General features: G+C 28.9%; 20 protein-coding genes and 1 tRNA gene. 10 read left to right on the plus strand and 11 right to left on the minus strand.

Features of this window, described 5'->3' with window-relative positions; all coding sequences use genetic code 11:
- Positions 1-787 precede the first annotated feature (787 nt).
- A complete protein-coding gene (locus MSCUN_RS01145) occupies positions 788-1,939 on the plus strand; it encodes a Cdc6/Cdc18 family protein (RefSeq protein WP_095608153.1) in 1,152 nt (383 codons plus the stop codon).
- A gap of 332 nt (positions 1,940-2,271) precedes the next feature.
- Positions 2,272-3,369, plus strand: coding sequence for a precorrin-3B C(17)-methyltransferase (gene cobJ, locus MSCUN_RS01150; RefSeq protein ID WP_095608152.1), 1,098 nt, complete (start codon positions 2,272-2,274; stop codon positions 3,367-3,369).
- A gap of 425 nt (positions 3,370-3,794) precedes the next feature.
- On the opposite strand, the gene MSCUN_RS01155 is transcribed toward cobJ, so the two are convergent.
- From MSCUN_RS01155 to MSCUN_RS01170, 4 genes are all read right to left on the minus strand, one after another.
- Positions 3,795-4,373, minus strand: coding sequence for a Bsp6I family type II restriction endonuclease (locus MSCUN_RS01155; RefSeq protein WP_095608151.1), 579 nt, complete (start codon positions 4,371-4,373; stop codon positions 3,795-3,797).
- 291 nt (positions 4,374-4,664) lie between these two features.
- Positions 4,665-5,546: a diaminopimelate epimerase gene (gene dapF / locus MSCUN_RS01160; RefSeq protein ID WP_095608150.1), complete on the minus strand. Its 882-nt coding sequence runs from the start codon at positions 5,544-5,546 to the stop codon at positions 4,665-4,667.
- Positions 5,543-6,850, minus strand: a complete 1,308-nt coding sequence (gene lysA / locus MSCUN_RS01165; RefSeq protein ID WP_394338953.1) for a diaminopimelate decarboxylase — start codon at positions 6,848-6,850, stop codon at positions 5,543-5,545. Before lysA ends, dapF begins: the two co-directional genes overlap by 4 nt.
- 320 nt (positions 6,851-7,170) lie before the next feature.
- A tRNA-Arg gene (locus MSCUN_RS01170) sits at positions 7,171-7,246 on the minus strand.
- Between the two features lie 409 nt (positions 7,247-7,655).
- On the opposite strand from MSCUN_RS01170, the gene ilvD reads away from it, so the two are divergent.
- The 4 genes from ilvD (at position 7,656) to MSCUN_RS01190 (ending at position 13,856) form a co-directional block, all read left to right on the plus strand.
- The gene (gene ilvD / locus MSCUN_RS01175) at positions 7,656-9,305 is read left to right on the plus strand and encodes a dihydroxy-acid dehydratase (RefSeq protein WP_095608148.1); all 1,650 of its coding nucleotides are present in this window, start codon (positions 7,656-7,658) and stop codon (positions 9,303-9,305) included.
- Between the two features lie 155 nt (positions 9,306-9,460).
- Positions 9,461-9,988, plus strand: coding sequence for a signal peptidase I (locus MSCUN_RS01180; protein WP_095608147.1), 528 nt, complete (start codon positions 9,461-9,463; stop codon positions 9,986-9,988).
- A gap of 41 nt (positions 9,989-10,029) precedes the next feature.
- Positions 10,030-11,715, plus strand: coding sequence for an arginine--tRNA ligase (argS, locus tag MSCUN_RS01185; protein WP_095608146.1), 1,686 nt, complete (start codon positions 10,030-10,032; stop codon positions 11,713-11,715).
- Positions 11,716-11,996: 281 nt separating this feature from the next.
- On the plus strand, positions 11,997-13,856 hold the full coding sequence (locus MSCUN_RS01190) for a threonine--tRNA ligase (RefSeq protein ID WP_095608145.1): 1,860 nt from the start codon (positions 11,997-11,999) through the stop codon (positions 13,854-13,856).
- 175 nt (positions 13,857-14,031) lie between these two features.
- On the opposite strand, the gene MSCUN_RS01195 is transcribed toward MSCUN_RS01190, so the two are convergent.
- Positions 14,032-15,504, minus strand: a complete 1,473-nt coding sequence (locus MSCUN_RS01195) for a methyltransferase domain-containing protein (protein WP_095608144.1) — start codon at positions 15,502-15,504, stop codon at positions 14,032-14,034.
- A gap of 292 nt (positions 15,505-15,796) precedes the next feature.
- Here MSCUN_RS01195 and MSCUN_RS01200 point away from each other — a divergent pair, with 292 nt between their 5' ends.
- Together MSCUN_RS01200 and MSCUN_RS01205 are read left to right on the plus strand one after the other, a co-directional pair.
- A complete protein-coding gene (locus MSCUN_RS01200; protein WP_095608143.1) occupies positions 15,797-16,582 on the plus strand; it encodes a ParA family protein in 786 nt (261 codons plus the stop codon).
- Positions 16,575-16,940, plus strand: coding sequence for a hypothetical protein (locus MSCUN_RS01205; RefSeq protein WP_095608142.1), 366 nt, complete (start codon positions 16,575-16,577; stop codon positions 16,938-16,940). Before MSCUN_RS01200 ends, MSCUN_RS01205 begins: the two co-directional genes overlap by 8 nt.
- Positions 16,941-16,983: 43 nt before the next feature.
- Here MSCUN_RS01205 and MSCUN_RS01210 read toward each other — a convergent pair whose 3' ends face one another.
- Positions 16,984-18,105 (minus strand): helix-hairpin-helix domain-containing protein, encoded by a 1,122-nt coding sequence (locus tag MSCUN_RS01210; protein WP_095608141.1) that lies wholly within the window; start codon positions 18,103-18,105, stop codon positions 16,984-16,986.
- A 249-nt stretch (positions 18,106-18,354) separates the two neighbouring features.
- On the opposite strand from MSCUN_RS01210, the gene MSCUN_RS01215 reads away from it, so the two are divergent.
- Complete coding sequence (locus tag MSCUN_RS01215) at positions 18,355-18,915, plus strand: LemA family protein (protein WP_394338952.1); 561 nt, start codon at positions 18,355-18,357, stop codon at positions 18,913-18,915.
- Positions 18,916-19,085: 170 nt separating this feature from the next.
- Entirely contained in the window at positions 19,086-20,900 is a 1,815-nt protein-coding gene (locus MSCUN_RS01220; protein ID WP_095608140.1) for a DUF2207 domain-containing protein, read from the plus strand.
- Positions 20,901-20,990: 90 nt separating this feature from the next.
- Here the strand turns inward: MSCUN_RS01220 and MSCUN_RS01225 are convergent, their stop codons facing one another.
- From MSCUN_RS01225 to cfbA (MSCUN_RS08390), 5 genes are all read right to left on the minus strand, one after another.
- Positions 20,991-21,950, minus strand: coding sequence for a radical SAM protein (locus MSCUN_RS01225; RefSeq protein WP_095608139.1), 960 nt, complete (start codon positions 21,948-21,950; stop codon positions 20,991-20,993).
- A 1-nt stretch (position 21,951) separates the two neighbouring features.
- Complete coding sequence (gene thiL, locus MSCUN_RS01230; RefSeq protein WP_095608138.1) at positions 21,952-22,959, minus strand: thiamine-phosphate kinase; 1,008 nt, start codon at positions 22,957-22,959, stop codon at positions 21,952-21,954.
- Between the two features lie 127 nt (positions 22,960-23,086).
- Positions 23,087-23,629, minus strand: a complete 543-nt coding sequence (gene cfbA / locus MSCUN_RS01235; protein ID WP_095608137.1) for a sirohydrochlorin nickelochelatase — start codon at positions 23,627-23,629, stop codon at positions 23,087-23,089.
- Entirely contained in the window at positions 23,601-23,999 is a 399-nt protein-coding gene (locus MSCUN_RS01240) for a Zn-ribbon domain-containing OB-fold protein (protein ID WP_095608136.1), read from the minus strand. Before MSCUN_RS01240 ends, cfbA (MSCUN_RS01235) begins: the two co-directional genes overlap by 29 nt.
- A gap of 230 nt (positions 24,000-24,229) precedes the next feature.
- Complete coding sequence (gene cfbA / locus MSCUN_RS08390) at positions 24,230-25,141, minus strand: sirohydrochlorin nickelochelatase (RefSeq protein WP_245837626.1); 912 nt, start codon at positions 25,139-25,141, stop codon at positions 24,230-24,232.
- Positions 25,142-25,304 lie beyond the last annotated feature (163 nt).

A 25,304-nucleotide genomic window follows, 5' to 3' on the forward strand; every position in this document is an offset into this window, starting at 1 on the left:
ATATTATATTATTATATATTTTATTTTTATTTTATTTTTTATTTTGTTTTTCTTTGTTTTTTTAAGTTTGTCGTATGTTTTAAGTGTATTTTTTTGTTAAACTTTATTTTAATAGTTATTTTCATGTTTCATTGTTTTATTTATGATTTTTTAGGTGTAATACAGTATGATGAATCGTGATGAATTGGGGTTGGGGGTACTCTCTCGTGAGTTACACTTGCAATCTATGACCCTCTCTCTTAGTATATATACTAATGAATGACAAATATAAAAATGTGACGTTAAAATTCTACAAAAGTTATATTTCAAGTGTAAAATTATTAATTTTTAATAGATTAAAATAAAAAAATTAACTATTTTCTATTGTAATTTACTAAAATATTGCTTTATTAAATTATTTAAATTATTTACAATTTTTTTAAAAATTATTTTTAAAATTAAATCTATTTTTATTGTTTATTTTAAATTTATAATTTTATTTATCTTTATTTATTTTTTATAATTTTTTATATTCTTTATTTAATAATTTTATTTGATTATTTTTAAAATAAATTATTAACATATCTTTAATGTAACATCATAAATCACTTGTAAATTGTAAGTTTATGTGCTACATTTTTTATATTATAAAAAAGATAATGAGTATTATATTTTCACTTGTAATAATAGAGTTTCAAGTGCAAAACTCATAACATAATATTAAACAAAAATGGTATCCTCACCACATAAAATAAAATTAAGCTACTAATTAAAAAAAAAATGAAAAAATAATAATAAGAGGTAATACATGAATATATTTCAAAAATTAGATGAAAAAGAAACCATCTTTAAAACCAAAGAATATTTGGATCATAGATTTATCCCAGAAACTCTACCTCACAGAAACGAACAAATTGAGTCAATAGCAAAATATTGGGTTGAAGCACTAAATAATATTACACCACCGGATATAACATTATATGGTAAAACAGGGACTGGAAAAACATCAGCAACACTATATGCAAAAAAACAACTCGAAGAAATTGCCTCAGAAAGAAATCTTAACATAAGAATAGAATACCTACGTTGCACAGACTTTAACACAGAATACCAGATACTAGCACAACTATGTCAAAAACTAGGAAAACCAGTACCTTTTAGAGGATGGACAAAAGCTGAGGTTGTAAATACATTCAGAAGTCTATTTACAAAAAATGTTCTAGGAAAAGATATGATACTTATTGTAATATTAGATGAAATTGATGTAGTACTAAAAAATGATGGAGATAGCATACTCTACACTTTAACTCGAACTGATAATGTTGCAATAACATCAATAAGTAACTATGTAGACTTTAAAAAATTCATAAAACCTAAAGTAAAAAGCAGTCTACGTGATCGTGAAATAGTATTTCCACCATATAATGCAGCACAACTACAAGATATCCTAAAAGAAAGATCACAACTATCATTTAAAGAAGGAGTAATATCAAGTGGAGTACTTTCATATTGTGCAGCACTTGCAGCAAAAGAAGAAGGAGATGCACGATATGCACTAGATCTTCTTAAAACATCAGGTGAAATAGCAGATGAAATAGGAGCAAGTGAAGTAAATCGAAACTTTGTAGAAGAAGCAAAAGATCGTATAGAACACAATAAAATATATGATGTAATTGTAACACTACCAATACAACAACAAAGAGTACTTGAAACAATTAAAGATCTAACTGAGAAAAAAAAGGAAATAACCTCAGGAAAACTATATGAATCATACCAAAAACTAGCAAAATCAGATGCAGTATCATACAGACGACTATTTGACTTTGTAAATGAACTTGAAATGCTAGGACTCATATCAACAAATACCATCTCACGAGGACGAGGACGAGGACGAACCAACATAATTACACTACAATGTGATACTGATTTAATTGATAAGGCATTACAATTTAAAACATAAACACCCTTTCCTCTTTTTTTTTAATCTTTTTTTCTATACTTAAAATTAAACTTTAGTTAAACTATTTTTTATTTTTTATCTTTAAAATTAAACTAAAACTAACTATTTAATCCTAAAATCTGAATTTAACTAGAAAAATATACATTTTTTAACCTTAATAATAAATATTAAAAAAAATACATTATAATATCAACCAATTATAACTAAAAAAAATAGGTGAAAAAAAAATATAATAATAAAAAAAATAAAAGTAGTGCAAAGAAAGAATTTAAAAGAAAGAACTATTTTTAGAAAAAATTTTTTATATATTCAAAATTAATGAGGAATTACTAATGATAAGTTTAGTAGGAATAGGTTCAAAAAGAGAACTAATAACACTTAAAGCTGTAGATGTAATACGAGATGCGGATGTAATAATAGCATATAGTCCATACCTTGATCACATAGAAGATCTACTTGAAGGAAAAGAAGTATATCGTCGTGGAATGGGAGATGAAATGGATCGTGTAGAACTTGCAATAGAAAAAGAAAAAGAAGGAAATAAAGTTGCAATCATAAGCTCAGGAGATCCTGGAATATATGGAATGGCAAATGTATACTTCCAAATAATAGATAAATATAGTGATCTTGAATTTGAAGTAATACCAGGAGTAACAGCAGCAACTTATGCTGCAAGTGCACTTGGAGCACCATTACATGATCTTGCAATAATAAGTTTAAGTAATCTTCTAACACCACTTGATGAAATTGAACGTAAAATAGAACATGCAGCAGTTGCTGATATGATTATTGCATTTTATAATCCAAAAAGTAAAACTAGAACAGAGCCATTTGAACGTGCATGTGAAATATTAAATGAAAATCGTAACCCTGAAGTACCTGTTGGAATTGTAAAAACAGAAGGTGAAGATACAATAGTAGAACTATGCAAACTTAAAGATCTTAAAGATCAAGATATTCACATGACAACTACAATAATTGTTGGAAATTCACTTACATATGTAAAAAAAGGTAAAATGATAACACCACGTGGATATAAAATAAATGCTACACTTCCACCACAAACAGAGGAATTCTATGATAGATTCTTTAATGGTGATATACAAATAGGTCCTAACCTTGAATGTGAATACTTCGCATGTCATAATGGTGAGGAAAGTTGTACATTCTGTTATTGTCCATTCTATCCATGTGGAGATGGTTCAACAAATGGTTCATGGATAACAGATAAAAATGTATGGAACTGTAAAGATTGTAACTGGATACATAAAGATGTTGTAGTAGATGAAGTTCTTCCATATGTAAAAGAAAATATTAAATGTATGGATGACTTTGATCGTAAGAAGAAAGATTTACTAAAACTAAGACGATCTGTAATATATAAAACACGTAATGCTGAATATAATCGTTGTTTTGATGATGAAGAATAACTTATTTTTTTTTCATTTTTCAGATGTTAATTCCCCACCCACTTTTTTTTTATAGTAATATTTTTTTTAGACTCTTATTAAACGTATGTTGCAAGTGTATAATTTACTCATATATTGCAAGTGTAAATGAGTTATTAAGTTTATTTTTTTTTTATAAGAAATAGTAAAATTTAGGTAAAAATAATTTAATTTTAAAATCAAAGAAGATTTTTGGGTGGTGAGTAAAAAGGGGGGTTTAATAGAATGTTAGTTTTTAAACATTTACATTAAAGTTATGGCTTTCTAATTTAGTGTAAGAGGTTTTGTCTATTTTTAATTAAAATAATAATATTGAATATGATAGTAATCATAACTAAGAGTAATGACTGTAAAATTATTTTCCTATCATACTAATTATTATTTTTTAAAGGACCGTTAGATTAATATTAGTTATTTTTAGAATATGATGATGTAAGATCATATAAGTTATATGAACATTCAGGTTTTATATCATATTTAGAAATAATATCCTTTTTTATTGATGTTATCGGTCTTTTTTTTTGTTGATTATATTCTTCCTTAGTAATTAACATCTGGAAATACTTTTTTGGAATCTTATATATTTTAAAGCTTCCATTGAATTCTATGTCACAATAGAAGTCAATAAAGTACAGTTCGTCCCAACTTAGGTTAGGATCAAACGATGTTATATCTTCTTTGACATTAGTTGAAATAATTTCAATTGTTTTTTGCGTTAGTGGGTTATAACAATCAAAATCTTTATAGGCTTTGCTTATGTTTTTTATATTGTTACATCTCCAACAATTATTAACTAGACAAAAAAGAAGTTCACTAAATTCTGACAGACAGACTCTTCCACATTTGAATTCATCTAATAGTTCAATTAAGTCAAACCATTTTTCGTAAATTTGAATGAAATAATCTAAATCAGATGGTTCAGGTATGGTTACATCTGCCAGGTAACTTTTATTATCTACCATAATTTCATGCTGTTTTACTAACATATATACTACTCTTCATTGTGTTAATATATAATGCTATTTAGAATATAAAAGTCATTTTAAATATTTATAATTTTTTCATTAAAGTATCATTTATTTATTGATTATGGGATGATACTAAAAATGATTAAATTTATTATAATGATAATTTTATATTCTAATGATAATTTATGTTTTTTAGTAAATATAATAATATCTATAAAAAAACTTAAAAGTATATGGAATAAAAATCTACTTTATTTTAAAAAGTTTTTAAAAAAAATAAAATGTTAGAGGGAGGTTATGATGTTAAACTTATAATTCAACGTTCATACTTGCTTCATATACAGTTACAGCACGACCTTCCATTGTAGCTGTAAGGTAATCATCATGATCTGTAATTGTAATATCAAGATCTCCACCTGAAAGATGTGCATGTACATGATCAGCTAATAATCCTGTTTTATATCCTAGAAGTACACAAGTGGTTGTTCCAGTTCCACATGCATAGGTAAATCCTGCTCCACGTTCCCATGTTAGAATGTTTATTTCATCAGGTGTTATAATATTTACAAAGTGTACATTAACTTTTTCTGGGAATGCTTCATGTGTTTCAATACGTGGACCATAGAAGTCTAAGTCTATATCATCAATGTTTACATCAGTAAAACATACTGCATGTGGGTTTCCTACACTTGCAGCATTCATGATAACTGTTTCATCTTCTACTACTATTTCTTCATTGATAAATTCATCAGTATTACCACTAGGAGCAATTGCTGGAATATCTTCAGGTTTAAAGTATCCTCGTCCCATGTCTATTTGAATACTTGTAACTTCATCATTTTCATCTACAGTAAGTCTTGCTTCTTTTATATCTTCCATGGTTTCAATTTGCATGGTTGTTTTTTTAACTATGTCATTATCATATACATATTTTGCAAGACATCTGATACCATTTCCACACATTTCAGCTTCACTTCCATCACTGTTAAATATACGGAATTTAACATCTGCTTTGTCTGATTTACATGCGAATATTACACCATCAGCTCCCACATTGAATCTACGTGTACAGATAGTATCAGATAATGGTGTTTTCATATCTTCATCAATAACTGTTTCTTTTGTTTCATTTATTACTATGTAGTCATTTCCTAGTGCATGCATTTTTGTAAATTGTATTTCTTTATTCATTTTAATAACCTTATTGGGACAACTTGACCATTAAATAGGTCGCTGAAATTTTCTCGTCTACGTATTACATCTACTTGTTCTTTATTTACCATCACTTCTGCTGGTCTTGGTCTTGAGTTGTACTGGGATGCCATACTAAAAGCATATGCTCCAGCATTAAGAATTGCAAGTAGATCTCCTTCTTTAAGTTCTGGCATTGGTCTATCTCGTGCAAATAGATCTCCTGATTCACATAGATCTCCTGCTATGTCTATTTGTTGTGTATCTGCTGCATTCATGTTGTTTGCTACTACTATATGATGGTATGATCCATACATTGTTGGTCTTAGTAGTGTTCCAAATCCACAGTCAACACCTGCAAATTTACGATAGCTTTCTTTAATTGTGTTAACACGTGTAAGTAGAACTTCTGCATTTCCTACTATGAAACGTCCTGGTTCAACATACATTTCTGGTCTTCCCATATCATATTCATCAAGTTTTTCTGTGAAGAGATTTATGATATCTGTTGTGAATTTTTCAAGATCTAATGGTTCTTCTGAAGGTTCATATGGTATTCCAAATCCTCCACCAAAGTCTAGGAATTTAAAGTCTACTCCTACATCTGTATGTACTTTTCCTGCTATGTTCATCATAGTTTCTACAGCTAGCATGAATGGTTCTGATTCTAGAATTTCAGATCCAATGTGTGAGTGCATTCCAACAGGTTTAAATCCAAGATCTATTGCTTTTTGATATACTTCTACTGCTTCATCTTCACGAATTCCAAATTTACTTTTTGGACCTCCAGTAATACAGTGTTCATGATGTCCTGCTTCTACCATTGGATTTACACGAATTGATATTTCTTTACCTTCTGTACCTTCGATTTTACTTAATCTTTCTAGTGCTGATATACTATCAAGATTTATCATTACACCTGCTTTGTGTGCATATTCTAGTTCTTCATTAGTTACATTGTTTCCTGTAAATACTATGCGTTCTGGTGTAAATCCTGCAAGAAGTGCTGTGTATATTTCACCAGGTGAAACTGCATCAATGTAGCTTCCTTCTTCTTCAAGAATTCTTAGTACAGCAAGTGATGTGTTTGCTTTTGCAGCGTAGCACATGTGTAATTTTGAGTATTTTTCACTAAATGCATTGTATAGTTTTTGGTAATTGTTTCGTACTTTTTGTTCATCTATTACATATAGTGGTGTTCCATATTTTTCTGCAATATCATTTGCATCAACATCACCAATATATAAGTGGTCATGTTCTACTTTTAGGTTGAATTTATCGTTTATGTTTATCATTATTATCAAAATCCAAATTTTAATTCAAAAATATTAAATGGTTTTATATTTAATTCATATAATTTGTTTTAAAAAAAAATATTCATATCTTTTAAAGTAACATAGAGCAAGAAAATTCTTAATGTTTTTTTTTATTAGATTTTGCCTTCACTACTTCTATTGATTAAAAAAAAAGTTCTTTTTTATAACTATGATTTTTATTATTTATAAATTTTATTGAAAATTTAGGCTTAACGAAAAATTTAATAAAAAATAGTAGTATTATATTTGGTAAGTTAAAATAAGTTATTATCTCAAAAAAAATAGCTTTAAATTTATCTTTAAAAGTACGAGCCCGGGGGGATTTGAACCCCCGATCTTGGGATCCGAAGTCCCACGTCATAATCCTGGCTAGACTACGAGCCCACTTTTATATTAATATATATTATAACTTCTACTATATTATACTTTTTATTATATTTTTTAATAAATATGGATAAAAATGTGTTATGTCCATAAAATTTATTTATATTTTTATATAAAGATAACTATATAATAAATAAATTATTTTTTCATAAAAAGAAAGATATAAAAAAAACATTTACAATTTTATTTTTTTTAACTAAATTTAATTTTTTATACTCAAGAAAAATATATGATAATAAAAATCCAGAAAAAGCAGATGTTTTTTATCTTAATATTAATATAACCTAACGTTTTAGTATGAAAAAAAGGGGAATTAATTAAAAAATTTTTCTTAAAAAAAAGGGGATGTATATAATATTTGAAAAATCATATAATCTGGATAAAAAAAAATAAAAAAGGAGCGTAAAACATGAGAAGTGACAATGTAAAAAAAGGATTAAACCGAACATCACACAGATCACTACTAAGAGCATGTGGACTAGATGATGATGATATGAAAAAACCATTCATAGGAATAGCAAACAGTTACACAGATGTAGTACCAGGACACATGCACCTAAAAGACTTAGTGGAAGTTGTAAAAGAAGAAGTACTAAAAAATGGTGGAATACCATTTGAATTTGACACAATGGCAGTATGTGATGGAATAGCAATGAACCATGAAGGAATGAGATACTCACTACCATCACGTGAAATAATAGCAAACACAGTAGAAAGTATGGCAATGGCACATCAATTTGATGCACTAATACTAATGCCAACATGTGATAAAGTAGTACCGGGAATGCTCATGGCAGCAGCAAGACTAAACATACCAGCAATAGTAATAACTGGTGGACCTATGATGCCAGGAAAACTAAATGGTGAAGTTATAGACTTCATTAACGTAACTGAAGCTGTAGGTGCAGTACAATCAGGTAAAATGTCAGAAGAAGAATTATATGAACTTGAATGTGCAGCATGTCCAGGACCTGGATCATGTGCAGGACTTTTCACAGCAAACACAATGGCATGTCTAACTGAAACACTTGGAATGAGTCTTCCAGGATGTGCAACAGCACACGCTGTAAGTGATCATAAAGTAGAAGTAGCACGTCAATCAGCAAAACAAATCTTCAAATTACTTGAAGATGACATAAAACCATCAGATATACTAACACAAGAAGCATTTGAAAATGCAATAATAGTAGATCTAGCATTAGGTGGATCAACCAACACAACACTACACATACCAGCAATAGCAAATGAAGTAGATGATGTTGATGTTACAATTGACCTATTTGATAAATTAAGTCACCAAATACCATACATCTGCAGTATCCGTCCAGGAGGACACAATCACATGATAGATGTGGAAAATGCAGGTGGAATACCTGGTGTAATGAAAAACCTTGAAAGTTTAATGCACACAGATTGTATGACAGTAACAGCAGAAACTGTAAAAGAAAACCTAGAAGATGTATGTGATGTAAACTATGATGTAATACACACAATAGAAGAACCAGTACGAGATGAAGGTGGAATTGCAGTACTATACGGAAATGTTGCACCAAATGGATGTGTAATAAAACAAGGAGCAGTAAATGAAGATATGCTAGTACATTCAGGTCCATGTAAAGTATTTAACTCAGAAGAAGAAGCAGTAGTAGCTATTGAAAATGATGAAATAATAGATGGTGATGTTGTAGTAATAAGATATGAAGGACCAAAAGGTGGACCAGGTATGCGTGAAATGCTCAACCCTACAGCTGCAATCATGGGACGAGAACTATTCCACGTAGCATTAATAACAGATGGAAGATTCTCAGGTGGAAGTCGTGGACCATGTGTAGGACACATATCACCTGAAGCTGCAGCAGGTGGACCTATTGGTGCAATAAAAGATGGAGATATTGTATCAATTAACGTACCTGAACGTACAATAAACCTAGAAGTTGATGATGCAGAAATACAAGAACGTCTTAAAGATGTAAAACCTGTAGAACGTAACCTTAAAGGATGGCTAAGACAGTACCAACAACTAGCAACAAGTGCTGATAAAGGAGCAGTACTTAAATAAAACTAGAATTACTCATAATAAGAAGGCTAATTACTTAACCACCCCTTTAATATCCATTTTTTTTTATTTACATATTTTTTTTTAAAAATTGTAGAAAAAAACCAAAAAAAATCCTTAAATTTTAGGAATTATAAAAAGGAGGTGTAAAATCTAAAATGTCATCAAAACCTAAAAATCGCAAGAAAAAACAACAAAAACAGAAACAAAAAGCAGAAGCAAGAAAACTTAAAAAACAACAAAAAAAGAAAAATCGACAAAAATATCTAATAAAAGAAGCAGCAAGCTATATAATCATAATACTAGTAGCAGTACTACTAGCATCACACCTAAATGTTGTAGTATCAGGCAGTATGGAACCATCTTTTTATCGTGGTGATATTGTAGCAGTAGAAAATACAAACCTATTTGGAATACAAGAATTTAATCCAGAAAATGATGTACATGTAGGAGATGTAGTAGTATATGATGCTACATGGTATCCAGAACCAGTAGTACACCGGGTAATAGATGAACAAACCATAAATGGAACAAAATATTTTGAAATAAAAGGAGATAATAATCCAAAACCAGATCCTGCTCTTGTAACGTCTGATCAGATAAAAGCAAAAGTACTAACCATTGGTGGACATCTAATTGTAATACCTAAAATAGGATATATAACATTAGCTTTCAGAGGACTATAATTAAAATAAAATAATAAATGAATAAAGGAGGGTTTAACACCTTGTATACAAAACTTAAAAATGAACTAAAAGAAAGTATAGAAGAATCACTAGCAAAACAAAGAATAACACTAGATGATGAAATAACATTTGAAGAACCACCAAACCCAGAAATGGGAGATATATCAACAAATGTAGCATTTACTCTTGCACAAAAACTTAAAAAATCACCAGTAGAAATAGCAGAAAACATCAAACAACATATACGATTACCATTATATTTTAAAAAAGTAGAAACTAAAGGACCATACATAAACTTTTTCATCAACTACACACTTTTTGCAACAAAAATGGTAAACTACATAGATCAAAATTATGGAGAACTACCTGAAAAAGAACAAAGAATATTACTAGAACACACATCAGCAAATCCAAATGGACCATTACATGTAGGACACCTTCGTAACTCAATACTAGGAGATTCACTAAAAAGAATCTTACAACACGCAGGATACAAAGTAGAAGCACAATACTACGTAAATGACATGGGACGACAAATTGCAATCATCGTATGGGGAATGAATAAATTCAACCTAAAATTAGATGATGATAAAAAACCAGATCATGCAATAGGAGAAGTATATTTCCAAGCAAACCAAAAACTTGAAGAAACACCAGAATACAACAAAGAAATTGATGATATACTCTATGAATATGAACAAGGAGAAAATGCAAGATTAATTGATGCATTTGAAAAAGTTGTAGAATACTGTATAGATGGAATAAAAAGCACATTAAAAGATTTAAACATCAAAATGAACCTATTTAAATGGGAAAGTACATTTTTAAGAAATGGTGGAGTAGCAAATGTACTAGAAAAACTACAACCATTCACAATACAAAAAGACATACTATACTTACCACTTGAAAAATATGGAATAGATAAAGAATTAGTACTAAGACGATCTAATGGAACATCATTATATGTAACCAGGGATCTTGCATATCATCAATATAAAACAAAAAACAGTGACATATCACTAGATATACTAGGAGCAGACCATAAACTAGCAGCAAAACAACTAAGCATAGCATTAGACTTATCAGATAACAGACCACCTGAAGTAGTATTTTATGAATTTATAGATCTACCAGAAGGTTCAATGTCAACAAGACGTGGAGTATTCATATCAGTAGATGAATTTATTGAAGAATCAATACAACATGCAAAAGATGAAATACTAAGACGAGATCTAGATTTAACAGAAAAACAAGTAGATGAAGTAGCACGAATCATAGGAATAGGATCAATAAGATTCTACATAAATCAAATATCACCAGAAAAACCAATCACATTTAAATGGGAAGAAGCACTAAGCTTTGAAAGAGGATGTGCATCAATACAATATGCACACGCACGAGCATGTAAACTACTATCAAAAGTAGATAACTATGATGAATATGAAGAAGTAATCTGTGATTATGAACTTGATGATGAAGAAAAAGAACTAATTAAAGAATTATCCAGATTTACTGAAATAATCAGACAATCAGCAGAAGAAAGACGTGTACATCATCTAGCAGAATACACATTAAGTTTATCTAAAGCATTTAACAAATTCTACAAATCACAACAAGTAATAGGATCAGAACATGAAAAACTAAGAATTAAACTAGTAGATGCATCTAGAATAACACTTAAAAACTCACTAAAACTACTAGGAATTAAAGCACCACAATTCATGTAAAACTACTCTTCTTTTTTTAGTTAAAAAGAAAAATTTACATTTCCTTCTTCTTACTCCCTTTTTTTATCTTATTTTTTTTAATACTATTTTTTATCTAAAGATAATATTTTTATAATTCATATTAACCCCTTTTTTTAGTAAAACTTTTAATTGTGTGTTGTAGGCTTTTAAACTATAATTAATATAATAGTAATAATAAATATAATAACCAATAATATTTAAAGCAACATAACTGCAAATATGAAAACATCTTATTTTAATAAATGGAGGAATAATTAGAGATGCGAACCTTAATGATACATTCTGACTATTTACGTTATAAAACTCGGAGTAAAACTAAAATAGCTGAAGATATTGATGATGAAAAAAGAGCAGCAGGAGTAGATAATGCACTTGTAGCATTCATTGCTGTTGAAGAAGATGATGAACAAAATCCTGATGTAATTGTACAAAAGGCTGTAAATGAAATACTTAATGTACAAAACAAGGTAAATGCAGATAATATTGTAATTTATCCATATGCTCATCTTAGCTCATCATTATCAAATCCTAAAGTTGCAACACAAATACTTAAAGATATTGAAACAAAACTTATTGAAAATAACCAAGCAGTACTACGTGTACCATTCGGATGGTATAAGTCATTTGAACTTTCATGTAAAGGACATCCACTATCAGAATTATCACGTACAATAACAGTAGATCCAGTAGCAGAAACAGAAGAAGAAACAATTAAAGTAGATGATGGTGAAGAGGAAGAAGAACCAAATACCATGCTCATACTTGAAGAAGATGGACAAACATATCCTGTAGATGATTACAATTACAAAACAAAAACACTAAAACAATTAATTGATCATGAATTAGGAAAATCCAAAGATACAGGAAAACAACCACCACACGTACGATTAATGAAAGAAAAAGAACTAGCAAGTAATGAACCATCAGCAGATGTAGGACACATCCGTTGGTATCCAAAAGGAAAACTTGTAAAAGATCTCTTATCTGATTATGTATATAATCTTGTAGTAGAACGTGGAGCAATGCCTGTTGAAACACCTGTAATGTATGATTTAGCTGATACTGCAATACGAGAACATGCAGCAAAATTCGGAGAAAGACAATACAGATTAAAAACTAAACACCGAGAATTAATGTTAAGATTTGCATGTTGCTTCGGAGCATTTAGAATTCTAGCAGACTCATTCTTTACATGGAAAAATATGCCTGTAGGAATCTATGAACTTTCAACATTTAGTTTTAGATTTGAAAGACAAGGAGAAGTAGTTGGACTTAAAAGACTACGAGCATTTACAATGCCTGATTTCCACAGTGTATGTCTTGATGATGAACATGCACGTGAAATATTTGCAAAACAAGTAGATATGTGTGCAAAAACAGAAGCAGATCTTGAAGTAAACTATGAAATAGCATTTAGAGTAACACGTGACTTCTATGCAGAAAACGAAGATTGGGTAAAACAAATAGTACGTGAAAACATAAAAAGACCAGTACTTCTTGAAATTTTACCAAAAATGAAACACTACTGGAATGCAAAAGTAGACTTTGCAGCAATAGATGATCTTGGAAGACCAATAGAAAATCCAACAGTACAAATGGATATTCAATCAGCAAGAAGATTTGGAATCACATATCTTGATGAAAATGAGGAACAAAAATATCCAACAATACTCCACTGTAGTCCAACAGGAAGTATTGAACGTGTAATTTGTAGTTTACTTGAAAAAACTTCAACAGATAAAGGAGCAAAACCATCACTACCACTATGGCTTGCACCAACACAAGTACGTATAATACCAGTAACAGATGATCATTTATCTTATGCTGAAGGTATCTATGAACAAATAAAAGATTTAAACATCCGTGTAGATATAGATGATACACAAGAAAGATTAGGTAAAAAAATCAGAAATGCTGGAAAAGAATGGATTCCATACACAATAGTAGTGGGAGATAATGAAGTAGAATCAAATACTATTACAGTAAATAGAAGAATGGATGATACCAAAGAAGAAATAAGTGTAGAACAGTTAGCTGATGAAATACATGAATTAACAAAAGGTATGCCATTTAGACAATTACCACTACCATGCATGGTATCAAAACGTGTAAAATTCTAGGAAAGTTAGGAGGATAATTATCTTTATACTCCTTTCTCTTTTTTTATCTTTCTAAAACCTAATTTTTTTACTTTTTTTTCTATTTAAATTGATTAAATAAATTTTTTTTTAAACATTAACTTATAACTTATAACTTCTATTTTTAAAAAAAATTAAAATAAGAAAAATTCTAAAACTACTTTTTAGTACATATTATTAGTGGTGCTTTTGTTCTTTGACTTGTTATTGATTGTAGGTTATTTATTTGTTTTTCTGGATCTTCATATTCTATATTAAATCCTGCAAAATGACACATGTGAAGTAAATCTTTTCCATATACTTTAATTGTATCATGATTTCCCATGAAAAACCGTCTATATTCACGGTTATATTCTGGTGCTTCTATTTTATATTCTAAGTCCAGATCAGTTGTTTCTTTGATGAGTAGTTTTCCTGATGATTTAAGTATTCGATTAAACTCCCTGAGTATTTTAAAGTCATCTACTTGTCGGTCAAGGAAATGATTTGATATTATAAAATCAACACTTTTATCTTGAATTTTTTGAAGCTTATCTAAGTATTCATTGTTTGTTGTTTTTAGTTTTGTTTTTTGTATAAATCCTTTTTCTGGTATATTTTTGTTGTAGTTTTTATATTTTTTAAATTTATTTTCCATAGCTTCTGATGAATTAAAATTTAGTATTATACTATCTTCATTTATATCAAAGTATATTTCATTATATATTAATCTATCATCACCACGTGAATAACAATTTAAGCATACATAATCATGTGTACTGCCTGTATCTTTAAATCTTTCAGGATTTTCATTTTCACATAAACTACAGTAATTTTTACGTGTTTGTAGGTTTATTTTTGGATCTTCTTCTATATTTTTAATATTATTTTTTGGTTTTTCAGGTTTTATTCCTATATATACTGGTTCATCTGATAGTAGATAGTATATCATATCATCTTTTGGTATTTTCTTTTCTATATTTTTTATTGTGTCAAATCCTGTATCTTCTAAGTCTTTATATACATTTTCTATACCAAAGTATCTTAGATGATCAAATTGTCTGTAGTATCTTGATCTTAGTTCTGGTGTGTTTATTTGTGGAAATTCAAATGTTTTTGGTATGTCAAGTGATGGTATTAAAAATATGATTTTTCCACCTGGTTTTAACACTCTGTATATTTCACGTAAAGCTTTAGGATAATCTGGTACATGTTCTAGTACATGTTTTGATAGTATTAGATCAAATGTGTTATCAGGGTATGGTATTTCTTCAAGATTTATTATTTCATCAACTTGTGGCATTTGTTGTATATCTGATGATGTGTAGTTATCATGATATTGGCTTTTAAAACGCTTATATAATGATGTTGTTGGTGAAGTTTGTAATATTCGTATATCATCATGTTTTAGATAGTCTGTGTAGTGTTCAAGTACATAGTATAATAAGCGTGTTCTTTTTAGTGCATAGCAGTTTGGACATTTTTGTTTTGTATTTGTATTTCTAGTTTTATATGGTAGAAATTCATATTCTGATTCATAGCCACATATGTTACACTTGATTGTCTTGTTTTCATCGAGTTTTTTGCAGTTATGTTCTTTTTGAAATGCAATTATTTTTTCAACTTGTCTTGAATCTATATGTTCATTCATAATAACTCCTCTTCATTTATTATATCTATTGATATTTTTTGTTATTATAAATTTATATTTAAGAGTTTATTTTTTTTGATATTAATTAAGATAAGGATGTTGTATTTTTTTTAGTATAATTTGGTTATTTTTTTTCTATTATAAAAAAATATATTATAACTTATAACTTTTGATAGCATAAGTTATAAATAATTATTTTATATAAAAATAGTACTAAGCAAACTAAAAAAAATAAAAAAAGACACATTCTTTTTTGATAAATGAATAAAAATATAAGGGAATTTGATTTATCATGACTGAAATTATAACAATTCTTAATCAGAAAGGTGGCTGTGGGAAAACTACAACAGCTGTAAATCTATCAGCAGCACTAGCATCTATGGGAAAAAATGTCCTAGTAATAGATATGGATCCACAAGCAAATGCAACCACCAGTCTTGGAATTAAGAAAAATGAAATAGACAACACAATATACACACTACTAACAGGTAAATGCTCATATGTAGATGCAATAGTAGAAACACCAACACCCAACCTATATGCAATAGCAAGTAACATCTCACTAAGTGGAGCTGAAGTTGAACTAAGCAAAGAAATAGGATACCCATACATTTTAGAAGAAAAATTAGAACGTGACATGGTAGATTTTGACTACATATTCATAGATGCACCACCATCACTAGGAATACTAACACTCAATGCACTAGTAGTAAGTGACAGTGTACTAATACCAATACAATCAGAATTCTACGCACTTGAAGGAATGGCAGATCTAATAAAAACAATAAATCTAGTACAAACACGCCTTAAAAGTGAATGCCCAATAAAAGGAATAATACTAACACTATATGACTCCAGGACAAAACTAGCACGTGAAGTTTCAGAAAATGTAGAAGAATTCTTCAAAGACACAGAATACATATTTAAAGAAAAAATACCAAGAAACGTAAAACTAGCTGAAGCACCAAGTCATGGACAACCAGGAGTAGTATATGACCCAGAATGTGCAGGAAGTAAATCATACATACAACTTGCAAAAGAATTTTTAAAACTAAATGGAGATGAAATAAATGTCTAAAAAATCACTAGGAAATGGACTTGAAGCACTAATAAGAGTACCAAAAGAAGATCAAACCCAAATAAAACAAGCAGAACAAATAGAAGAAGAGCTAAAATCAGAATCACAAATGGATAAACAACTAAAAACTGTAGCAAACAACTTCTTAGTTGAAGATGAAAAAGTTATAAAAATTAAAAGGGAAGTTGAAAAAAATCCAAGAATAAGCCTCTGGTCAGCAAACTCAGCAGCATGTCTAAGATATCTTAAAAAAACAATACCAGAATTTAGTATAAGTAAAGAAGCATCAAAAATACTAGATGAAGCAATAAAAACAAAATACCCAGAAGTATGGGCATTATTTGATGATGAAGAATAAATTATTTTAACAATAATTTCTAATCACCAAACTCTTTTTTTTACTAAAATAGTGTTGATTGATATTGTCCTTTTATTTTAACAAATGTCTTACAACGATTTATATTAGCACCCATATCTTTTAATTGTTTTAAACTTGTAATTTTCTTATTTTTACGTTTTAGTGCTTTTATACGCCGTGCTGTTTTAATTCCAATACCTGGTATATGAATAAGTTCATTATATGATGCTGTGTTTACATCAATAGGATATTTATCCATGTTATTTACTGCAATATTATATTTAGGATCTTCTTTTAAATTTAAAAAGCCATCATCATTAAATATGAGTTCATCTTTTTTAATATGATACTGGCTAAATAGGTATTCTATCTGATATAACCTGTTTGTACGCATTGGATCTGATATTTTCTTATTTTCAAGTGGAGTGTCTTTTACAGGTATAAAGGAACTAAAGTAATTATTTGTAATTTTATATTTTTTACGTAAATGATGCGTTTGATCTATTATCTGTTTATCTGTCTCATCATTAGCACCTACAATAAGTTGTGTTGTAAAGCCTGATGGTGCTAATTCATGGTGCCGGTTTGATAATCGTGATATCCAAGATATTCTTTTAATTATATCTTTATTATAATCTTTAGTTGTTGCAAGATCACTTAATCCTTCAGATGTTGCTGATTCTATGTTGATACTTACACGATCTGCAAGTTGCATTGCATGTTTAATATCATCACGTGTTGCTCCTGGTATAACTTTAAGATGAATATATCCCTGATATGAGTATTTATTACGTAAAATATGAGCTGTTTCTATTAATTCATGCATTGTTTGATCTGCATCTTTTTTAATACCTGAACTTAGAAATAGTCCTTCTGCAGTATTATCTTCATAGTATTTCATATAACAATGGGCAAGTTCTTCAGGCGTTAGTTCTACCTTTTGATTTTTATGTTTACTGCAGTTTATACAGTATGCACAGTCATTTTTACACTTGTTTGTGAGAAGTATTTTAAATAAAGGTATTTCCCGATTTCCCATCTTAGCATTATAAATACAATCATCAGTATTTTTTCGTAGTATATTATCACGGTTATAATTTCGTGTGTTACATTTATCATAAAATGCAGCATTTGATAATATTTGAAGATCTTTATATGTACTCATAATTTTAAATCCTGATTCATAATTTTTTTTTAATTTTTTTAATACTTAATTACTTATTTAATATTCTTTTATAATAATAAATATATATTAATAGTTCATCTTTTAATAATTAATATATAATCTAAGAAAAAAAATTATAATAGATATTTTTTTTATAAAATTTGAGATTTAAATTATAATATTTTTTTAATTCTCAAGCTAATAATAGATGAATTTTAAAAATAGAATATAAATGGAGGTAAAAGTGTAATGTCAATGTGGATTTTATTAATTATAATTGTTCTAATTGTAATTTTAATATTTTATATAATAAGTTTGTATAATAAGCTTATTGACTTAAAAAATAGGGTTAAAAATGCATGGGCACAAGTTGATGTACAACTTCAAAGACGTAATGATCTTATACCAAACCTTGTAAATACAGTGAAAGGTTATGCAACTCATGAAAAATCAACATTTGAAGAAGTAACACAAGCACGTGCAAATATGGCAAATGCACAGGGTGTTGCTGAAATTGTTGAAGCTAACAATCAACTAACAGGTGCACTTAAATCACTTTTTGCAGTAGCTGAAGCATATCCTGATTTAAAGGCAAATACAAACTTTATAAATTTACAAGAACAATTGTCAGAAACAGAGGATAAAATATCATATGCAAGACAATTTTATAATGATACAGTACTACAATATAACAATATGTGTCAACAATTCCCAAGTAGTATTATAGCAAATCATTTTAACTTTAAAGAAGCAGAAAGCTTTGAAGTAGAAGATCAATCTGTACGTTCTGTACCAAAAGTTGAATTCTAAAAAAATAATCAAAATTTTCCCCCTTTTCTTTTTTTCTTTTTTATCAAAATAAAAAAAAAATGATTCACCTTTTTTTATTATAAAGAATAAGAAGTAGTCTTAAAAAAAACAGTGGGAGAAAATGGAAATAATTTAAAAATAATAGTTGATAGGGAGGTGACATTGGAAAAATGTTTAATAAAAAATATGTGAAGTACTTCATAGTTTTATCAACTATACTACTTATGATGCTAGCTCCAATATACTCACTTGGAGACTATAGTATAACAAATGTTAATGAAGATATGACCGTTTTAGATGATGGAACTGCACAAATAACACAAACTATCACATATAATATAACAGGTGAAATAAATGGAGTATATCGTACAATACCACTTAGTGGAAATCAAAGTATTGAAAATTTAACTGTAACGACTCCAGGATACTATAATGAACTTGAAGTTCAAAATACATCAACAGGTCAAGAAGTTAAAGTATGGCTTTATAAAGATAAAGAAAAAACACAGAAAGTATCAGATGCAATAGTAAATGTAACATACCATTATAACTTCCTAAAAGGAGTTAAAATATACAATGACATAGCAGAAGTACAATATAACGTCTGGGGAGACTCATGGGATAGTGAAGTAGATAACTTACATTCAACACTTACAATACCAGGACCTATGAATGAAGCTCAATACTGGCTTAATCCACCAGATATAGTAAAAAGTCAAAAAGTAACATCAAACTCTCTTATAACAGAATATGAAAATATAGCTTCTGATAACACTAATGTAGAACAGCGTATTATCATGCCAAAATCATACTTTAAAAGCTATGACAACGCTGATGTAATAAATAAGGATGCAAAAGAAATAATAATAGCTGATGAAAAAAAATACCAAGATGGTATAAATAATACAAATAATGCAATGCTTTTAATATTAATTGCAGATTTAATTCTTATCATCCTACCAATCATAATATACTTCAAGTATGGTCGTGAACATAAAATAAACTTTGAAACAAACTACTTAACAGATATACCATATAATGATTCACCTGCTGTTGTAAATGCACTAACAAACAAAGAATGTGGTGATATAACAATAGATGCATTCCAAGCAACACTATTAAACTTAATTGACCGAGGATATCTAAAAATTATATACTCAAATGAAAAAGACATGGTACTTAAGGTAAACTATGATAAATATGCAGATAATACAGAATTACTTGGATATGAAAATTCATTAATAAATTATCTACGTGAATTTGAAGATGAAGATAACAATGACTATATTTCACTAGAATATCTTAAAGATAATGAAGATCCACAACACTTTATAAAATACTTTAAAAGCTGGACTTCAACAGTAAGAGAAAATGAAAAACTTTATGAAAAAACAGTTAAAATATTTAATGATAAGGGCTACTGGTATGGTGAACTAGCATCAATACTTGGTATAATTTTCGGATTTTTAGCAATATGTGCAGGATTTATACTAGGACGTATTTATGCTTTACCTGTTATAATAGCTTCAGTAATTCTATTTGTAGAATCACTAATTATAGCTAGAATGCCAAGTGTATATTTTGGATCATATACAATTGAGGGTTGTGAATATGTGGGTAAATGGAATCTTTTCAAAAATTATATTAAAGATTATAGTTTAATTAAAGAATATCCACCACAATCAGTTCAAATATGGGGAAAATATCTTGTGTATGCTACAGCTTTAGGATGTGCTGAGTCTGTTGAGAAGAATATGCGTAAATACTTTAACACATTAAATCTCTCTGAGGATGAATTCTACTCATATCCACTACTTGGTGTAGGTTATGACATGGGATTTTTAATGATGTTTTCAACATTTAATCATTTAAACACAATACCTACCGCTAATTCAGATAATGACTTTGGAGATCTAGGATCTTTCGGAGATATTGGAGATATTGGTGGTGGAGGATTTGGTGGAGGTGGAGGTGGAGTATTCTAAGTAAAATATTTTGAATACTTTTTATCTTATAAAAAAAAATAGTAGAAAGATTATATATACTTCTTCAAATCCCTTTTTTTTCTTTTTTTTTTATTCAATTACATATGCTTTATGATTGCAGTGTGGACAGCCTTGATTTTCTGTTATATGATCATCTATCTGGTAGTCTTGTGATCTTTTAATTAGTAAATGTTTACAATGATGACAGTATGTATTATTTTTATATTGTTGTTTTGTTGTAATTTCAGGATACACATATTTAAAGCCCATCTGATTTAGTCTGTCACATGTTTTTAGCATGTATTTTTCATTTGTTGGTTTTATGTGTTTTAGTTTATATACTGGTATGAATTGTTTTATGTGTATTGGTATTTTTTCTGTGCTTATTTCCTTGATATATTCTGCAAATTCCACTACTTCTTTTGGTGTATCATTGTATTCTGGTATTAGTGTGTATTCAACTTCTAGGTGTATATGTTTTTTATAGTAGAAGTTGAGTGTTGAGATTATTGGTTTTAGTCGTCCTTTACATACTTGTTTGTAGTATGTATCACTTGGACTTTTAATATTTAGACATACTGCATCTATATAATCTTTTGTTTTTTCAAGAGCTTCAGGACTAGTAAATCCATTTGTAACAATTGCTGTTTTTATATTATACTCTTGTGCTATTTGTGCTGTTTTAATTATCCATTTTGGATGAATAGTTGGTTCTGAAAATTTCCATGTAATAGTTTCAGCATCATTATCATAAGCCATATTAACAATATCTCTAGGTGAATATTTAACCTTAGGAATAAGCAAGTCATTTTCAAACTGAGTTGTTTTATAATTTGTACATGATGGACATTGTAAGTTACAACCAATAAGACCAACACTTAATGTTTTACTGCCAGGTAGAAAATGATAAAAGTTACTTTCTATTGGTTCAACTTCTATGTTACATGTATATATACGATTTTCATCATCATAGAATGGATCTAGTTTACATTCTGTTTTGTTGGATTCCTCTGTTATTTCACAATAATTCGGACAAATATCACACTTCATACTACTTTTCACCACTTAAATGTTCATATCCTTGAGTTTTAACCTCAAATTCTTTACCATTATTTTCTAAAATTGTAATTTTATCATCACAGTTTACATATCCGATAACTGTAATGTCCTCTAATTGATCTTTATATTTTATATACTCATTTTCATCTAAAATAAGAAGTAATTCAAATTCTTCACCAAAATGAAGTAAATAATCATTTAATTTTTTATTATTACGTTTTGCTACTTGTTTTATATATTTATTATATGGAATTAATTCTTTATTAATTTTAAACCCATATCCATTGTTATTATCATGTAAATGACCAAGTTCAACAGCAAGTCCATCTGTAATATCTGTCATTGCCATAATTAGCTTTGGATGTTTATGTAGAAATTTAAATGTATCATATGGAATTGTTGGTTTTATAAATGAATCAATAATCTCTTGTTTTTCAATTTCTGGTATATCAGCATCTTCATGATATATCAGATCATATGCTGCTGCTGGTGATCCTAGTTTTCCTGTAACAGCTATTAGGTTGTTTTTTTGTATGTTATTTAGAAATTTAATATTTCCATCTGATATTCCTACACTTGTTGCTGATATTATAATTTCATCTGATGTGTTTAAATCTCCACCAATTAGTGTTATATCGTATTTTTCACATGTATCAAGAATTCCATCAATGAGATTGTCAAACTCATCTATACTCATAGTTGGTGGTAATCCTAGTGATATTAGTATGGATTCTGGTTTTGAGTTCATTGCTATTATGTCACTTACATTCACACATACACTTTTTGCTCCCATATCATATGGTGTCATTTTTTTTGGAAAGTGTGTGTGTTCTATTAGCATATCAGTACTTAGGGTGGTATATTTTGTAGTGTTAGGTTGGATTGCTGCATCATCATGATAGCTTTGTATTATCATAGGATGTGTATTTGGAAGTTTTTCATCTCTTTTTTTAAGTAAACGTCTTATGAGCTTTTTTTCTCCTAGTTGTGAAATTTTCATAGTAAATCCTTTAAAAAATAATCTTATAAATAGTATTCTTCTTTTATTTTTTTAATAAAAAAATGTAAAAAAAAGAAAAATTTTGTGGTGGAGAGGTTTATATATTATCTTTTAGTTGTTATTATTTTTATTCAAGGTGTGGTTCTATACGACTTGTAATAATATCAACTATTGCATCATCAGCACCAAGTGGTTCTGTGTATATGATTTCACCATCAAATTCAACTGTTTGAGGTTCTTCATCATGGTGATGATGATGGTGGTGTCCATGTCCATGTCCGTGTCCGTGGTGGTGTCCATGTTCATGGTCGTGATCATGGTGGTGGCAGTGGTGTTCTTCTTCCCCGTTTGCTTTTGCAATTTCTGCTTCAACATCAGCTGGTTCAAGTCCTAGTATTGTTGGAATATCACGTTTTGTGTGCATTCCGTGTGCTAGAAATACTGGTGTTACAATAATTCTATCTACACCTTTTTCTTTAAGGGTGTTAAATGCTGTTGGTATGTTTGGTTCTGCAAGTTCCATGAATCCTACTTCTATTTCGTAGTCTGGTTTGGTTTCTGCATATTTTTCTGCTAGTGTGTATACTACTTCTTTGTTGTATGGTAGTCTACTTCCATGTCCTATTAATAATATTCCTGTATTATTCTTTGAGTTTGAATTTGTATCCATATGTGATAACTCCGTCTTTTCCTTCTTCTCTTATTTTTCTAAATATGACTTCTACTTCATCACCAATATTTAATTCATCCACATCACAGTCTGCGATTTGTGCTGTTATTTTTGCTCCTTCATCAAGTTCTATGATTGCTACAGCATATGGTGAGTTTGTTTTAAATTCATCTGTTGCTGCATGAATTACTGAAAATGAATATATTTTACCGGTTCCTTTGAATTGGAGGTCTTCTATTTCACCGTGGCTTCTACAATTAGGGCAAACTACTTTTTTAGGAAAAAAGGTTGTATTACATGTTTTACACTTAGTTCCTATTAAGTTGTATCGTTGATCGTTATGACGCCATCCTTTTATAATGTCACTCATGATTACTTACTCCTCCGATTTTTTTTTAGATAAATAATTTTTTTTTGTATAAAAATTTTTTTTTAATTATTTTTTTTTCTTTATCAAATTAATAAAGAGTTCATTAATTATTATTTTTATTTAATATTTATGTTATATATTATTATTGATAATTCATTATAAAAATTGGAAAAAATGTAGTTAATAAAAAAAAAGGGGTATTTGGTGGTGAGTAAAAAGACTTTTTTTTTTTACATGTGTTTGCTGATTCTTTCATCTATTATATCAACAATTATATCATCAGCACCAAGTGGTGTTGTTAGAGTTATTTCACCATCAAAGTCTACTGTGTCATATGCTTTGTTTGGTGGATTGTAGTTTTCAACAGGTTGTACTTCAAGATTAAGTGTTGATGGAATATCTATTTTTGTGTGTATTCCTTCAGCTAGAAATACTGGATTTGCAATAATATTTTCAACACCTTTTTGTTTTAATTTTTCTACTGCATCTGGTATTGTTGGTGTACTAAGTTGCATAAATCCTACTTCAATGTTATAATCTGGGTTATCATCAATGTATTTTTGTGCTATTTCTTCAACTACTTCGTTGTTATATGGTAGTGTACTTCCATGTCCTATTAGGAGAATTCCTGTGTTATCTGGGTTTTTATCAGGATGTTCTAGTTCTTGGTTTATTTTATCTGTTATTATTTCTGCAATTTTATCATCAGCACCAATTGGTGGAAGATATATAATTTCACCATCAAAATCTACTGTGTCTGATTTTGCTTCATGGTGATGATGATGGTGATGGTGGTGTGCGTGGTCATGGTCATGGTCGTGATCGTGATGATGGTGTACGTGGTGTGATTGGAATTGTTTCATTTCTTCTGTTTCAAGACCAAGTATTGTTGGTATGTCAACACGTGTATGCATTCCATTAGCAAGGAATATTGGATTTACTATTATACGATCTACTTCTTTTTCTTTAAGAGTATTGAAAGCTGTTGGAATATTTGGTTCTACAAGTTCCATAAATCCTACATCTACATGGTAGTCTGGATGTAATTGTGCGTATTTTTCTGCAACTTCTGTTACTACTTTTTTATTGTATGGTAGTCTACTTCCATGACCTATAAATAAAATTCCTGTATTTTGTGTCATATTTTTCCTTAATCTCCATTTATTTGTGTAATTTTTTTCATTGTTTTTATGGGTTGTATTACTTATTTTTAAATAAACACAAAAAAAGTAATACTTTTAACTATATTTTTTATTAATTATATGTTTTATAATAAATGATTATTAAAACTATTTACTTAAAAAA

The sequence above is a fragment of the Methanosphaera cuniculi genome (genome assembly GCF_003149675.1).
GTDB lineage: Archaea > Methanobacteriota > Methanobacteria > Methanobacteriales > Methanobacteriaceae > Methanosphaera > Methanosphaera cuniculi.

Excerpts from the sequence above, each read along its gene's own strand:
- MSCUN_RS01145 (WP_095608153.1), top strand. The coding sequence starts at position 788 with ATGAATATATTTCAAAAATTAGATGAAAAAGAAACCATCTTTAAAACC.
- cobJ (WP_095608152.1), top strand. The coding sequence starts at position 2,272 with ATGATAAGTTTAGTAGGAATAGGTTCAAAAAGAGAACTAATAACACTT.
- MSCUN_RS01155 (WP_095608151.1), bottom strand. The coding sequence starts at position 4,373 with ATGTTAGTAAAACAGCATGAAATTATGGTAGATAATAAAAGTTACCTG.
- dapF (WP_095608150.1), bottom strand. The coding sequence starts at position 5,546 with ATGAATAAAGAAATACAATTTACAAAAATGCATGCACTAGGAAATGAC.
- ilvD (WP_095608148.1), top strand. The coding sequence starts at position 7,656 with ATGAGAAGTGACAATGTAAAAAAAGGATTAAACCGAACATCACACAGA.
- MSCUN_RS01180 (WP_095608147.1), top strand. The coding sequence starts at position 9,461 with ATGTCATCAAAACCTAAAAATCGCAAGAAAAAACAACAAAAACAGAAA.
- MSCUN_RS01190 (WP_095608145.1), top strand. The coding sequence starts at position 11,997 with ATGCGAACCTTAATGATACATTCTGACTATTTACGTTATAAAACTCGG.
- MSCUN_RS01195 (WP_095608144.1), bottom strand. The coding sequence starts at position 15,504 with ATGAATGAACATATAGATTCAAGACAAGTTGAAAAAATAATTGCATTT.
- MSCUN_RS01200 (WP_095608143.1), top strand. The coding sequence starts at position 15,797 with ATGACTGAAATTATAACAATTCTTAATCAGAAAGGTGGCTGTGGGAAA.
- MSCUN_RS01205 (WP_095608142.1), top strand. The coding sequence starts at position 16,575 with ATGTCTAAAAAATCACTAGGAAATGGACTTGAAGCACTAATAAGAGTA.
- MSCUN_RS01210 (WP_095608141.1), bottom strand. The coding sequence starts at position 18,105 with ATGAGTACATATAAAGATCTTCAAATATTATCAAATGCTGCATTTTAT.
- MSCUN_RS01215 (WP_394338952.1), top strand. The coding sequence starts at position 18,355 with ATGTCAATGTGGATTTTATTAATTATAATTGTTCTAATTGTAATTTTA.
- MSCUN_RS01220 (WP_095608140.1), top strand. The coding sequence starts at position 19,086 with ATGTTTAATAAAAAATATGTGAAGTACTTCATAGTTTTATCAACTATA.
- MSCUN_RS01225 (WP_095608139.1), bottom strand. The coding sequence starts at position 21,950 with ATGAAGTGTGATATTTGTCCGAATTATTGTGAAATAACAGAGGAATCC.
- thiL (WP_095608138.1), bottom strand. The coding sequence starts at position 22,959 with ATGAAAATTTCACAACTAGGAGAAAAAAAGCTCATAAGACGTTTACTT.
- cfbA (WP_095608137.1), bottom strand. The coding sequence starts at position 23,629 with ATGGATACAAATTCAAACTCAAAGAATAATACAGGAATATTATTAATA.
- MSCUN_RS01240 (WP_095608136.1), bottom strand. The coding sequence starts at position 23,999 with ATGAGTGACATTATAAAAGGATGGCGTCATAACGATCAACGATACAAC.
- cfbA (WP_245837626.1), bottom strand. The coding sequence starts at position 25,141 with ATGACACAAAATACAGGAATTTTATTTATAGGTCATGGAAGTAGACTA.